This is a genomic window from Vibrio sp. T3Y01, assembly GCF_013114525.1.
Classification (GTDB): Bacteria; Pseudomonadota; Gammaproteobacteria; order Enterobacterales; family Vibrionaceae; genus Vibrio; species Vibrio chagasii_B.
Genome location: NZ_VTXJ01000002.1, coordinates 378881 through 393816, shown reverse-complemented (window position 1 = coordinate 393816; position 14936 = coordinate 378881). Strand labels below are relative to the sequence as shown.

General features: G+C 43.3%; 9 protein-coding genes. 5 read left to right on the top strand and 4 right to left on the bottom strand.

The genetic code is table 11. From position 1 onward, the window contains the following. Positions 1–481 precede the first annotated feature (481 nt). A complete protein-coding gene (locus F0232_RS04235; protein ID WP_061032965.1) occupies positions 482–1543 on the bottom strand; it encodes an alpha/beta hydrolase fold domain-containing protein in 1062 nt (353 codons plus the stop codon). Between the two features lie 209 nt (positions 1544–1752). Here F0232_RS04235 and F0232_RS04230 point away from each other — a divergent pair, with 209 nt between their 5' ends. The 4 genes from F0232_RS04230 to F0232_RS04215 all read left to right on the top strand — a co-directional run bounded on the left by F0232_RS04230 (position 1753) and on the right by F0232_RS04215 (position 6050). Further along, positions 1753–2682 carry a LysR family transcriptional regulator gene (locus tag F0232_RS04230; RefSeq protein ID WP_105058732.1) on the top strand — a complete coding sequence of 310 codons (930 nt, stop codon included), beginning with the start codon at positions 1753–1755 and terminating at the stop codon, positions 2680–2682. Positions 2683–2692: 10 nt separating this feature from the next. Continuing rightward, positions 2693–3625, top strand: a complete 933-nt coding sequence (locus tag F0232_RS04225) for a LysR family transcriptional regulator (protein WP_061032963.1) — start codon at positions 2693–2695, stop codon at positions 3623–3625. A 129-nt stretch (positions 3626–3754) separates the two neighbouring features. Continuing rightward, entirely contained in the window at positions 3755–4708 is a 954-nt protein-coding gene (locus F0232_RS04220; protein WP_105058731.1) for a DUF2860 family protein, read from the top strand. 91 nt (positions 4709–4799) lie between these two features. Continuing rightward, positions 4800–6050 (top strand): alpha/beta fold hydrolase, encoded by a 1251-nt coding sequence (locus tag F0232_RS04215; RefSeq protein WP_061032961.1) that lies wholly within the window; start codon positions 4800–4802, stop codon positions 6048–6050. Between the two features lie 1215 nt (positions 6051–7265). Here F0232_RS04215 and F0232_RS04210 read toward each other — a convergent pair. Together F0232_RS04210 and F0232_RS04205 are read right to left on the bottom strand one after the other, a co-directional pair. Next, on the bottom strand, positions 7266–8279 hold the full coding sequence (locus tag F0232_RS04210; protein ID WP_050643642.1) for a LacI family DNA-binding transcriptional regulator: 1014 nt from the start codon (positions 8277–8279) through the stop codon (positions 7266–7268). A gap of 93 nt (positions 8280–8372) precedes the next feature. Next, the gene (locus F0232_RS04205; protein WP_105058730.1) at positions 8373–11447 is read right to left on the bottom strand and encodes a GH116 family glycosyl hydrolase; all 3075 of its coding nucleotides are present in this window, start codon (positions 11445–11447) and stop codon (positions 8373–8375) included. Between the two features lie 64 nt (positions 11448–11511). Between F0232_RS04205 and F0232_RS04200 the strand changes: the two genes are divergently transcribed. After that, a complete protein-coding gene (locus tag F0232_RS04200; RefSeq protein WP_055319186.1) occupies positions 11512–12459 on the top strand; it encodes an aldose 1-epimerase in 948 nt (315 codons plus the stop codon). A 55-nt stretch (positions 12460–12514) separates the two neighbouring features. Here F0232_RS04200 and F0232_RS04195 read toward each other — a convergent pair whose 3' ends face one another. Beyond that, entirely contained in the window at positions 12515–14929 is a 2415-nt protein-coding gene (locus F0232_RS04195; RefSeq protein WP_105058729.1) for a glycosyl transferase, read from the bottom strand. Positions 14930–14936 lie beyond the last annotated feature (7 nt).

Sequence of the window (14936 nt, the reverse complement as noted above, 5' to 3'; positions counted from 1 at the left end):
TTTAAAAAGTACGCTAAATCAGTCCCGACATTTTCCCTCGGTAGTTAGTGTAATGACAAAGTCGCTTGGTAATTAAGGTACGACAGAATCGCTTGGTGATCACAGTCGCCGAGCGGCTTCGCTCAACTCGTTTTTGGACAGAAGTTTGTTAGTAATTTTACTCTAATTTGTAATGCTCGAATGGGTAAAGTATGGAATGGGGGGGCGGGTGTAATCCTTCGTTTCCTTTCAATATCTGGAATACTGATTAGACAACCTGATGTGTGAAGGTTGTGATGAGTTAATAATTATCGCCACCCACGATACCACTCGAGAGAAGCACGAGGTGTTGCTTTTAATTCGTTCCCTCTGGTTACGTAATATTGCGGCCTTCATATCTCCCCCGTTATCCAATATGCCAGCTCTTCACAACGGATATCATGCCACATAGGTGGCATGATTATATTAGAAGGAGTGAATATTAGTTATATTTAACTTAAAGTTACTTCACCAGATATCCATAAAGAAACTCACTCAATGCCTGATAATGTTCATTTGATTCAGGCGTACCAAAAGCGGCGGCGTAATCTCCATGTGACTGACCTTCGTAGACATTTAGCTCTGCCGGTACACCCACTCTTCTAAGTTCACGATGTACTCGAACAGTATCACTCAATAACAAATCGCGAGTACCAGTAATTAGATATGTTGGCGGAAAGTTGTTAAAGCTACCGTTGATTACAGATACAACCGGATCGCTCGGCTCTATGTCCCCAACATATACGTCAACCATAGCCGAGGCCATTCCGCGCCAAGCTCCTAGGATATGATCGAGTCCTTCGTTAATATAGCGGCTGTCTCCTGCCATTGTCATATCAACACTTGGTGTTCCGACATATAGTGCGCTTGGTATCGGCAATGCTTGCTTATTCAGCTCTTGAGTTACTGCGAGAGTTAGTGAGCCGCCAGCAGACGAGCCTCCCATAACAATTGATTCAGCGGAATGACTTTTTAATAGCTCGTTCCAGACTGTAATGATGTCATTTCGTGCAGCTGGAGCAGGTGCGTCGATCGATTTAGTGTAATCGATAGCAATCACTGGTATTTGCATTTTCGCTGCAATAATAGATGCCTCTGCTGCAGAAGCTAAACCACTATTGAGCATGTAAGCCCCCCCTTGTATTGCCACAAACAGTTTATCTTTTAACTTTGGTGCTACTGTTTTTGGCGTAACCCAATAGACGTCAACACCTGCAATTGAAGCTTTCTCTATGGTGACTTCTAAAGTATGAGCAATAAACTCAGTTCGCTCTATGGCAGCTTTATCTCGTGATTCAACAACAGAACGCCACTCAGACTCAGTTTTAGGTAAGTTTTCTTGCAATGCTTCAACATTAGCTGCCGGAAAGTTTTTCGAAAACTCGTAAAACTCGGGGCTCACAGCCGTCGTTAAAGGTATTGGTTGAGAAGAGAGAGTTAGCGCATTTTTATCTGCGTTCGCCATTACACCTGCACTAAATAAGCTTGCTGCAATATAAGAAAGAATAAGATTTCGTGATTTCATGTTGTCACCTATACAGTTTGATATAAAAGCACTCCTTGCTGCGATGAACGTAATATAAATAAATTAATTGAACTACTGTATGAATTAGAGAAATTCATTTTTGAAAGATAAGCTCTTAATTGAAAGAGAGTAGCAACTCTCATTTTAGTAAAGAAACGAATTGGCTTTGGTGTTTCTCTGCTAATGTTTAGGACAGTAACAACATAAGGATGTGTGCTATTAATATCAAAGAGTTAGATCTAAATCTTCTTCGAATTTTACGTGCTGTAGTTGAAACTCAGAACTCACATGCCGCTGCAGAAAAACTAGAGATATCACAAACCAGTGTTAGCCGAGCAATGGCAAAGCTTAAAGAGAACTTTGGTGAACAGCTATTTATCCGAAAAGCACATGGAGTGGAGCCATCTGAGTTAGCAGTCATGCTAGCTGAAGCTTCTACTCAGATGCTTCATCCTATTGAACGAGTGATTGAAGATTATTCTGCCTTTGATCCCAAACAATATTCAGGAAGTGTCAATATATTAGCCAATACCTTCTTGCTAGAATTTTTTGGACCACGATTGATTCTTGCATTGTATGCTGCTTTCCCTAACGCAACGTTCAACATATCTCAATGGCAAAAAGACTCACTCTATGAGGTATTGCAAGGGAATATCGACTATGTGATTCAATTTGAATCCTACGATATGCCTCAAGATATGTACTGTCGTAACCTTGCAACAATGGAAAACGTAATTTTAGCGAGAAAAGATCACCCCTCTCTTTCTCAAGGAAGTGAGTGGTGTTCTATCCATAATCTACCGATTGTTCGACTCTATCTTGACGGCATTAATCCTAGAAGAGGAATATTGGAGCGAGTATATGAGCAGCAAGGTTACCAAGCTAACTTTTTGCTGACCACACACAGTGTTAGGACGGTCGTAGAACTGGTTAAAAACAGTGATGCTATCATTTACTCGAGTGATTATGTTCGTCAAATTGCCCCAGAGCTTGCCTGTTACCCGCTCCCCCCGTTATCTCATCAATACAATGTACTCGACATCAATGGCGCTTACCTTCAAACTCGCCGAGGTAGTCCTTTTAGCCAATATTTGCATCAAACTGTCCACACATTTTTTGATCAGACTTTATCTGCATAGTGAAACTAGTATGAAGAACAAACTGCAAGAGCTTGACTTAAACTTATTGAAACTGCTTAAAACTGTGGTGGAAACACGTAATACTCACGCCGCAGCAGACAAGCTAGGGATTTCACAAACCAGTGTGAGTCGTGGCCTAGCAAAGCTTCGTGATGTGTTTGGTGAACAGCTGTTTATTCGTAAAGCACATGGGGTTGAGCCTTCCGAATTAGCTGAGAAGTTGGCGGAAGCGAGCGACTTGATGTTAAGGCCGTTAATCAAGGTAGTCGAGTCTTACCAGAACTTTGATCCAGTGGAGTTTAATGGCGACGTTAAAATTGCCATGAATATTTTCTTTTTAGAGCTGCACGGAGAAGGTATTTTTAACGTGTTACGTGGTCAATTTCCAAATGCTAACTTCAGCATGGTTTACTGGCAGGAACACTCACTGGCAGAAGTGCTTAACGGTAGCATTGACTACTTAATTCACTTTGAAGGCTACCCGCTACCTCAGGAAATATACAGCCACACTCTAGAAGAAGTTGAACTTTGTCTAGTAGCGAGAGAAAACCACCCGGTGCTGAGCAAAAGTTCAGAATGGGCATCAATTCACCATCTGCCATTGGCGCGAGTAATTATTGACGGAATAAACTCGAAGCGCTCTCCCGTTGAAGAAGTTTACCTTGCCAAAGGTTTTCAGCCACGAGTTTCCTTGACGACGCATAGTGTTCGCGTTCTAACCAATAAACTAAGCACGTCTGATGCAATTATGTTTGGTAGCCAGTATATGACTTCACTTGATCGGCGCTTGGCCAGCTACCCACTACCAGAGCTGCCTAAGCAAATGAGAAAGATCAGAGTGAGTGGCGGATATTTGCAATCAAAGCGTGGTTACCCACTCAATCAACACCTTCACCAAATCATCCAGTCTTACTTTGATAGTCTTGCACTCCCTGAGGTTTAAGCTAGATATGGCAAAAATGCATTTCTCTAATTCATAGTTAGCATGTATGAATAGGAATATACTTCTTATCAACTTATGGAATAGTCGTTTACGGATAGCCTGACCTAATAATGTTGATGAGAATGACCAATGAATAAGAAAACTCTTTGCCTTTTTGCCTTACTACCTATTTCTTTTAGCTCTGCTCATGCATTTGATACTTCACGCTTCAGTGGTGAGATCTCTTTAAACTCTGGCTTTAGCACTACCAACTCTAACTTTGATACCAATGGTCCAGAGCAAATCAATCATCTTGGTAAAGGTGAAAGTTCAGAGCAAGGGTTTATTGCCCCTCTAGGCAATCTTTACTACGCCCTAAACGAACAAAGTAACCAGCGAGTCTACCTAGGTACTTCACGTGATGACTTAGCCGTTGGAACACTCGCCTTTGAACTTGGATATCAATATGACTACAAAAATGGGACTAGACTCGATATCGGCTACCTTCCGACTGTTGTTGCCGATGAGGTATGGAGCAACCCTTATCTAACCGGACAAAATCGAGCGACTACAGACCGAAAAGGTGACGCCTATCGTCTGAAGCTTTCAAATATTTGGAACAGCGGTGTGTCTTTTGATATGGCCTATGCGACGGCAGATATTGAAAATGAAGAAATTACCTCTTCAGCACTTTTGAGAGAGAGTGATACCTACTATATTAAAGGACAATATCGCTCTATGCTGAATGTGAATTCCGGTTATATAACAGCTTTCAGCTACACTAAACACGATGCAACAGGTGAGGCAAATACGTTTGATGCTTACAAAGGTGAGCTAAGCTATTTTTATGTCACACAAAACTACGGCCTCTCATTGACAGGCAGCTACGCATGGAGAGACTTTTCAGCAAACAACCCGATTTTCAATCAAACAAGAAGCGATGATGTATATCGCCTATTTTTGGCTTATGAGTATAAGAATATTCCGAGTTGGGATAACTGGAGTATCACGTCATTTGTTGGTAGTACGATTAACAGTTCCAACATCGACTTTTACACGAGTGACAGTTTACTGATGTCTATCGGTATGAACTACAAATTCTAACTGTGAAAGTTACAGTGTTGTCGAGCCCGCTTATACAGCGGGCTTCTTGTAATGAATCCATAACAAATCGTTTTCCAGTAGGAGTAATTTGATGACACGGACACTTATTTGGGCACTGGGCCTATTGGTATTTCTCAGTGGCTGTGGTTCGTTAATCACACTTCAGTCAGACTTGCATCAAGCAGATAAGCTCTATCAAGAGTTTTCAATTGTTACTCCCGACTCTGACGAAAATGCTCGCTACCTCGTGCTGCAACTCTCAACAATAGATAAAAGTGGCGTACTGACCGCACACTCGATGTCGAGTAGCAACAAAACTCGCTTCCCTTCATTCTTCAACCTGACTGAATACATTGTCATTTTTGAAGATAGTAATTTAGATTTTATTTATCAAACTAACGAACCAAGCTATCTGTATCAAAAAACGTTGCTCGCTGACGATCAATTCATCCTTACTTCAAAGAATCGGATTTCAGATGGTATTCCCGCATTAGATGGCCTATTGGTTACTCCATATCTAGAATTCGAGGTAAAGCCAGAGCGAATTGGTAGAATTGTTGAATGGAATGACCCTGCGTTTTCCCATGAGGCAAAAGAAATGGGCATGTGGCAGCCTCTACAGTTTGTTGAGAGTGACTATGTGGGGCTATTTTTTCTTGAACCATACCAAGATGATAAAATCCCCGTCCTTTATATTCATGGAATGGGGGGAAGTGGAAGAGATTTTGAACAGATGATCGATGCGCTCGACCGGGACAAGTATCAACCGTGGATCATTAACTACCCCTCAGCCTTCTCGCATACACTGCTTTCACACTCGATCGCAGGCATTATGCGACAGCTACATCAAGAACACGATTATCAACCAATCCATATTGTGGCTCACAGTATGGGAGGCGTGTTAACTCAAAGATATCTGAATGTGTGTAGTGCTAGCAATCGCTGTGAACTCGTGCGCTCATTTACCTCGATAGCGTCTCCTTTTGGTGGGGTTTCTTCTGCGGAAGCAGGGGTCAAATACTCTCCAGTTGTCATGCCCTCGTGGCGAGATTTAACGCCAAATGGAAAAGCGATTCAAAACCTTTTTTCTCCCCAAGCGCAAAAGAATGTTCCCGCTCACTTGTTAATCTTTGCTTATCAAAAAAGTCCAACGACACGAGGAGAAAGTGGAGATGGAACCATATTGTTGAGTAGCCAATTACGAATAGAGTCGGTAAACCAAGCCCACTCACTTTACGGGGTAAATGAGGATCATATAAGTGTACTCCACAGTAGCGATGTGCAGAATAAAACCCTAACTTTCTGGGAGCTAATTGAAGAAGCAGAACTAGCTAATCGTTAGGAAAGTAACCATATGCATTTGGCCCTTACAAATACCCTAAAATATTGCCTTCAAAATAGTCGGTCTACTTTGGCATTAAAAAAAGGGAGTTTATCTACAAAGCATTGCTTATTTTCACATCTTCCGTTGAGGCTGAACAACCTATTGCCCCAAATAACGTTTTATCTCTATCTACACACATTGCGGGGCATTTCTGTGTTTCATACCCCACCAGCAAGCCTCTGGACTTAAGTTTTCCTTAGCATCGTTTCTTTAACGGTCACACAGAAGAGTAATTTTCCATCCACGAATGCAACTGCTGAGCTTTATTTAGAGCGATACTAATTTTTCCAATACTGAGTCAAAACTTTGTTCTGCGATTGATATTTCAGGTAATGGTGTTTCTATGTTTACTGATTTTCCCGACTTTATGATTCGTATTTTTTTATTTATTGGATCGGGAAAGAAATGAATCCAGTCGCGCCCATTAACTCGGGGTTTTGATGGCTCGGGATTAAATTGAGGAAAATGTTCTGAGACATAAGCTAAGTATTTTGGTGCAAATTCTGTTGTTTTGGGGCAAACCGTCGCAAGGTAAACCATTATTTCTTTATATGAAATGGCAGCGTCGTACGGCTCAGCATTTCAAGCGATATATGCCTTTGGGGCAATGATACATGTTCTAACATCTTGCCAAAGACCATCTTCTAGACCTCTGTTCCCCCTAAGCCTGTATCTCCCTCCTTGTTGAGCCTGAGCTGAAGCATCAATCTTGTTTTCAATAAGTATTGCTTGTGAGGATAAGTCATCTGATTGATAGATATAGACTAAGTCTGACTCGCCTAGGTTAGTATCTACGACAGAGTGCCAAGCACCGAGCGTTTTCACTAAGGTTATTTCTTCTCGAACACGACAAACAAACCATTGAGCAAATGAGTCGGAAACATTAAACTCCTCTAGCACTAACAGAATAACATCACGCTCATTAACACTCTAAAATGTATTTAGTTCTTTCATTAGCCATAGCTTTCCTATAGTTGTTATCTGATAAGCGCCCACTTCCCTAGACATTACATAGATAAGAAAAAGTAGGTCAAATCACCTCACTATCATTTGAGAGGTTGAGCGCGGCTGGCAAGGAATAGGGCAGAAGTGTTTTAGCTTACCTGCCCCATGCCCTGCATTAACATCAATACGAATTATCACGGGCGCACCACCTTGATGCTTGTGTTGAAATTAACGATACAAAGACTTAGTCGACTCCCTGACGATTAAATCGATCGGTGGTAATCGCGCTTCATGCCTCTCACCAGATAACAAGTTCAAGATCGACTGAGCACACACCTCGCCAATCTCTTCAATTGGCTGCCTTAATGTTGTTAACGCGGGTGTGAAATACTTTGACGTTGGCAAGTCATCAAACCCAATCACAGACACATCTTCTGGCACTTTGTAACCGTGATCATGGAGCGCCTTAATCGCCCCATAAGCCGTTTGATCATTGGCGGCAAACAGGGCAGAAAAATGAATCTTAGATTCAATTAATTCCACGGTTTTCTCATAGCCAGTTTCACTACTGAAATCCCCTTGCTTGACGAGCTTTGGCATCACCTTAATGCCCGCTTCTTGAAGCGCTTTCTTATAGCCTTCAAAACGATTACCTGCGTCTGGCTGGCTTGAAAGCCCTTTGATATGAGCAATATTCACATGCCCCTGTTGGAGCAAGTGGAGGGTTGCCATGTAACCACCCAACACATTATCAATGTTAATTGAGCGAACATTATCTGCAACCATGTCATAGCCTACCGCAACCACCGGAATGTCTTGCGCATACTTCGCGATGTCTTCTTTGGTAATGCTGCCTGTCACAATGATCATGCCATCGACATTGCTCTTAGCCAGATACTCTAAAGCGTGTATCTCGAGCTTTTTTTGCCAATGCCCGGTTGCTATCACTAACGAATAGCCTTGAGCTATCAGGGTTTTCTCCATGTCGTTGAGGATACGACTGGTATAAGGGCTATCAGGATGTTGCACCAATACACCTATAGTGAGTGAACGGCGATTAATGTTTTCCTGCATCTGAAAATTGGGCTTGTAGCCGGTGTCTTTGATCGCCTGTTCGATATTCTGGCTTTTATCATCCGACACATAGGTTGTTCGATTAAGAAAACGAGAAACCGTGCTTGGCGAAACGCCAGCTAGCCTCGCTACATCGTATACGGTGGTTTTTTTAGTTTTAGTGCGCATCTCGATACCCTAATCCAGTGACATTTGGGGAGCCCTAGAGCTCCCCATCAGTTTCAACTCAACATTGCTCAAGTTGAAACTCATACTATTTAATTAATATAAGTAGGCGAAAATCATCCCCGGTCGGAAGTAGCGACCTGCGGTGTATTTCAACCCAGTGCTCAGAAGCCACTTGTGAAGAACCATGGCTTGCTCCGCTGAAATTTCACCTTTAACCATATTAACAAATTTACCACTGTCTTTAGTCAGCTCAGGACTAACCCGACCGTCAGACAGCACACAGTTTTGCAATTTAAGTGCATTAATCCACTTTTTCGCATCATTTTGTGACAATTTAAAAGATTCTGTAAGATCTTTCTCATCAAATGAGACAGAACAATTGAACCCTTCTGGTGCGGCAAATGGAATCTTTGAATAGTCATACAGCGCGGTATACACAGTATCCATCAATGTTTCCGCTTGCTGCGATTTACCCGCTAAACTCAACGCTGTCGCGACACTAAACTGCACGCCGATCCACACGTCTTGCGCCTGAAAAGCCTCATGTGGAGAGCCATCCGCGAGCGTCATGTTCGCTACCCCAAGTTTAGGGCTGTTAATCTCGAAGTTATGTTTATAAACATAGTCCAATGCACGCTGAATGCGCTGTTGCGGGAAAATACCCTCTAGGCCAATCAGTTTGAGATAGCTGTCTGCAAGCAGTGCATCACCAAAGCTATTGTCTGAATCAGACACCAACTCTAGATATTCTTGCGTGAAAGCTTGAGGTGCTGTCTCACTCAATAAGCGTTTCTTAGAGGCTCTTTGAGATACCTTATTAATGTTAATGGAGGTATCGGTCTCATTGAGATAAGCATTGAGCGTATTCTTGTCAAGAATCGCATCACCCGTTAAAGTCAGCCCGAGAGTTTCCAAAGCTTGATAGCCTTCGCCCGTTAGATGCTTAGCTTGGACAGGCGTCACAAAGAAGTGGTAATAACCTTCTTTCTCATCCCACAAGCTCTGCTCAACTGTTGCTAATGCCTTTTTCGAACGTGTCAGGTAACCCGCGCCTAGATCGTTTTCACCTATCAATTGTGCAAGTTCACTCGCGGCTTGCAGGCCTGCAACCCAGAGACTCGCACAGTAAATAGAGATACCGTGAGACGCAAGGTTATCGAAGGTGTCGTCTGTACCTCGGGTTAGCGGTAAATCGTCACCTTCAGCAATCAAGTTCGATAAGAAATCGATGCTCTCAGTCACAGCCTGCCAGCACTCTTTAACCACTGATATATCTTGTGTGTTTTGGTAGTGACGGTACACCATTAGAATGTATTTCGGTGCTAAGTCCTTCCATTCCTTAACATTATGCCAGCTATACGCGTCAGGCTGAATGTCGAACGGGCTACCCAAATCGTGGATTACTGCACCTCGAATCGCACGCACACCTTGGTACTTTTCATCAACCAATTCAGCATTCGGTGTCGCTTCATATTCCCAGTAACGGCGCTGAGTGAAGTCTTCAGCCAAAATCGCTTTTGAGAACTCTTTCATTACGCAGCCATCAAGCTCCGGCAGCAAGTAAAGCAGTGAAAACGAGCCGTAAAAATACACATCCAAAGAGTTAAAGAATGGGTAATCAACACACTCTTTCACTAGGAACTTATCTTCTTTATCCCATACCGTAGATTCGGCTAAAAACGACAGTGAGTTCATCGCCATCGTCGCATAGCGCAGCGCTGATTCAGGCTGTGATATTTTGCTTTGAGCTTGCTCTAGGAAAGCGGTCTGTTGCTCAATAATCTTCTGCTCAATCACCTCAAGCTTTGGCAAAACATCTTGTAACATCGGTAAGGCAGGCTTTGCTTGTGGGTAGAATTGCGTGTAAGCCTTGTCTGAGTGCCAGCCATTGAGCATCACTTTACTGTGTGCCATCACCTGTGCGAAACGCAGGTCAACGGATTCGCCCGGCTCCAACTCAACCTGAACCACGACCAATGCACTCAATGCTTCGCGCCCAGTGTAGATCCCAGTTTGGAATTCTGTATTAGTACGGCCTGTTTTCAGTGCGAACTCAGTTTGCTGGGTCACTTTCGAAGTATAAAGCGTTGGCTTAACAGACACCGTTACCTTGCCAGATTTAGTCAAACGGTTTTCGGCTTGAACACCAAACACCACCTCACCCTCAATGTCACTTTGATAAGGGGACTGACTAGTGAGCTGAACACCGGTAAAACCGTGGCTTTCATCATTGACCTTCACCGCTTTATGCTGCTGAGCAATCGGGTTTTGAGATAAGGTACACGCCGAATCTTGAATCCCATCACGACCTTTTCGGTAGGTTGAACCAATCAAGTTTTGTAGAGGTTGAGCAAGAGTAATCACGCGTGTTTGCTGTGATTCATTAGTAATCTGGAAGTGGTTCCAGTGCATCGGCATAGAACAGAGGCGCTTATCCTCTTTAACGATCGGCGAGACTACCTTTCGCTTTATATTAATACCATCAAAACTATTATATTTATATTCAGCTAATGGATATAAAGCCTTATATTCGATATCGCTACCATTAACACTTTCTATATCACTATTATTTCCCGCAGTTAGTGATAGCTGTCTCGTTGTATCATTTATTAACAAACCATTAAAGAAATCTAAGGCTACATATAATTGACAATCAATCGACGATGAATCTGATTCTATTAATAATTGAGTCTTATTAGAAAATTCGACATCCCACTTTATAAACTTATCTTTATTTTCTTTATAGAAATTACCATTTTCTAATGCGGCACGAATGAGGTTAATCGCATTCGAAATGTTTTCTTTATCTATCTTCTTTCCATCGAATAGCGCTGGGTAAAAATTCAGATGAACACTAAGCTCTTGCTCGTTAACAACCTGAAGCGCTTCAATAGTCGGCACATCCATCACTGACGCATAAAAGTCATTAAAATTAATAACTTGTTCTGAACAGTCGACAAATATTCCTGGAATAAAGCTGAAGTTTGGCGTGTTACCATTTGGCGTCAATGTAAAAGTATTACCGATACCACCGATCGCCATACCTGTATTTTCTGGTGTCGTAGAAATTGGCGTGTACCAAGGTTGAATAAATTCAACTGCATCACCTTTTTTACACAGGTGTTTTGAATTTCCTGAATAGCTTGTATATGGAATTTTATTATTCATTTTAAAACCGCCATTGAATATTTTTTTCTTCTTGTTAATATCTTTCAAAAATGGAGACATCAACATGTTTAAAATTATAAATGAAAAATTTGGAAATATTGACTCTGTCACATTAATAAACCACCAGCATGGTATAGAACTTCAAATAATCAATGGATTTGGTGCTGTTATAAATAAATACATTGTAAATAACAGTCCATTCTCTTTTATTTGTGGTTATCAGAATTATGATGAACTGATCAACCAACATCCGTTCTTTTCCCGCAGTGCTAAATTATTCCCTTTTCCAAACCGTTTAAACTTAGGTCGCTACAGTTTCGACAACCAAAACCATCAACTCCCAGCTAACTTCCCTTGGTCTGATCACGCCGTACATGGCTTGCTCTACAACCAACCTTTTTCAATCAAAAACAGCGCAGCCAATGAAAAATCAGCCAGTGTGACGCTGCAATATCAGACATCATCTTTGCACCCTGCTTTCCCGTTCGCTTTTAACCTTGAAGTCACCTTCACTATCGACACAACGGGTAAGCTCTCTTGCTCAACAACTGTCTCTAATTGTGGTGATTTCGCCTTCCCATTCGGTGATGCTTGGCACCCTTATTTCTCGCTCGGCAATGACCTAGAACAGTGTGAATTGACTATGTCGCCTTGCGCTGAGGTCGTACATGAGAACGACCTACCCAATGGTGAAAAACAGGCTTTTGACCGTTTGTCTTTGGATGACTCCCTGACCAGTCAAAGCCTAAACCACTGCTTTGAATTTGATTCTAAGACAACCAACCAACTGACTTTGACACACTCAGATTCATCTGCCGCAATTCATTATCAACAAGATGCGAGCTACCCATTTGTTCAGCTATACACTCCGACAAGTGAGCAAAGTATTGCAATAGAGCCCATGACTTGCCCTGCCGATGCATTCAATAACCAGATTGGCTTATTAACGCTTAGCCCGAACCAGTCTCAAACCTTCACTTGGCAATGCCAAGCCACCTATCAACCAAAATAACCAAAATAACCAAACGAAAGAGCAATAAAGGGCGCATAAAGCGCCCTTCTCTTTGTTAACCTAAAACCACCTCTACCGTGTGCTCTCCCGATGTAAATACCGGTGCTTTGTTGCCTGAAATCAGGTCACCATTGACCTTCATCTCAACCACGCCCTTACATACGTTATTCGGGTTCGTGACATGAATATGATACGTCGCACCACGGAACTGACGACGGACCTTAAACTCAGGCCACTCAGCCGGAATACAAGGATCCACCAGCAAGCCATCAATTTCAGGTCGAACACCTAGAATCCACTGCGTACCTGCCACGTATGTCCAAGATGAAGTACCAGACAGCCATGCATTACGACCTAGGCCGAACTGTTTATGTTCGTCGCCCAAGATGTTTTGCGGGTAGCAGTATGGCTCCGATTCGAAAGTATCAATATCGTCGTTCTTAGAAGCCGGATTAATTTGACGGTAGTACTCATAAGCACGCTCGCCGTTGCCCATTTTCGCTTCCGCGATCATCACCCATGGGTTTGAATGCAGGAAGATACCACCGTTCTCTTTCGCACCCGGTGGATATGTCGAAACGCCACCAAGTTGTGGATCAAAGCCGTTGTAGCCTGGAGTTGAAAGCTTGATACCATTGGTCGTGTTCAGCTTGTTGTAAACCGAATCTAGTGCTTGTGTGGCACGTTCTTGTGTCGCGAAACCAGAAATCACAGGCCAGCTTTGACCGTTAGTGTAGATCTGCCCTTGTTCATTCTTGTGAGAACCAATTGGCAGGCCTTGCTCATCAAAGTAACGCACAAACCATTCGCCATCCCAACCGCACTCATTCACTGTGCTCTGCATTTGTTGGTATTGCTCATTGAACTGAGCGGTCAGCTGTTCCTCACCGCGTAACTCACAGAGGTCCAACATATCGAGCAGAGCTTTACCGTACATGTTGGCTACCATCATCGACTCTGCACCTGTTGGCAGGTTCACCGTGTCATTCCAGTCTGCAAAACCTAATAACGGTAGGCCGTGCTCACCCGTATTGGTGTAGGTAAACTCGATCGCGCGGCACAAGTGATCCCAAACGGTGCCTGTTTCCACAGGGTTGCCCGCTTTGTCTTTTTGATAGAACGGAATCACTTTGTTCAAGAAATCAGCATTGCCTGTCTCTTTCACATATTGAGTGACTGCGTAGATGATCCACAGATGATCGTCGCCGTAGTAATCCGGACGATCTTCCTCTTCACGTGAGTCACCCGCGTTCGCTTCCATGGTTGAAGGGAAGAACTGGTGCATTGCAGAACCATTGATGTTTTGCACTGATAGTAAGCGCTCAATGAACTCACGCGCCTCTTCTGGCATATGAGTAATCACGCCCAACGTATCTTGCGAAGAATCACGGAAACCGATGCCACGTGCGCCATAGCCAAGCTGGTACAGAGACAGGTAACGAGACCAGTTTTTGGTGGTGTGACACTGACGTGGGTTATGTACGTTAAGCATCGAGTTCATAGCAGGGTCTGGTGTTTCAACCTGAACCGCTTGTAGGTAACCATCCCAATGTTCAGCCAGTTCAGCGAAAGCTGAATCAACCACTTGATGGTCACGATATTTAGCCAGCAGAGGAAGTGCAGCTTCTAGGCTCTGTTCTTGCGCGATTTGTACAATCGTACGTTCTGTCTGCTCTGGAGATAACCAACCCAAACGCAGGTTAAGCGCGCCAATGTTGTCACCACGCAAACACTCAGTATTGCCAAGCTCATCGTTTTCTAACGCTTGCGGGGCAGCCCATGTGCCGTAACCAAATTGACCAAGGAATGATTGGCGGTCTCCGTCAAACGACGTAGCAGGACGATCCGCTGTCATCAGGTTTACTGCATAGTCGCGCTTCATGAAGGCATACTGCTCAAGCACAGTATGACCCGACTCTTGCTGGTGCGCTTTCAGCGTCATGGTTTGTGGAACCCAATCCGCATTCAATAGCTGCTTAAGTGCATCGAAGTGTGTGAATTCATACACAGGAACGACATCAACGTGTAGCGCTTTATCTGAAATGTTGGTGACTTTGATGTCTTGTAACAGCACTTGGTCAGCTTTTGGCACGAAGAAGGTCGCTTCACAACGCACACCAAACGCCTCTGCAATGATGGTGGTGTAAGACAAGCCTGTATGGTTTTCAAACTTATCAAGCGGCTTCAGAGTTGGTGTGTAGAAAGGTGAGAACACCTCTACATTACCCTCTTCGTCACGCACCTTAAGGTATAGGGTCGAGCCTTTGAAATCTGAGTTAGGCAGCTGTGCAATGTACTTGGTGATGCGGTTCAGTGCCGGGTCGCCCTTACACAACAACACGCCACCGTTGCTATCAACAATGCCACCGAAATCTAATGTGCCCACGTAGTTACACCATTTGATTGGTGTACATGGTGTGGTTGCTACGTATTCTTTGTTTTTATCGTCAAAATATCCGAATTTCATCATCACTATC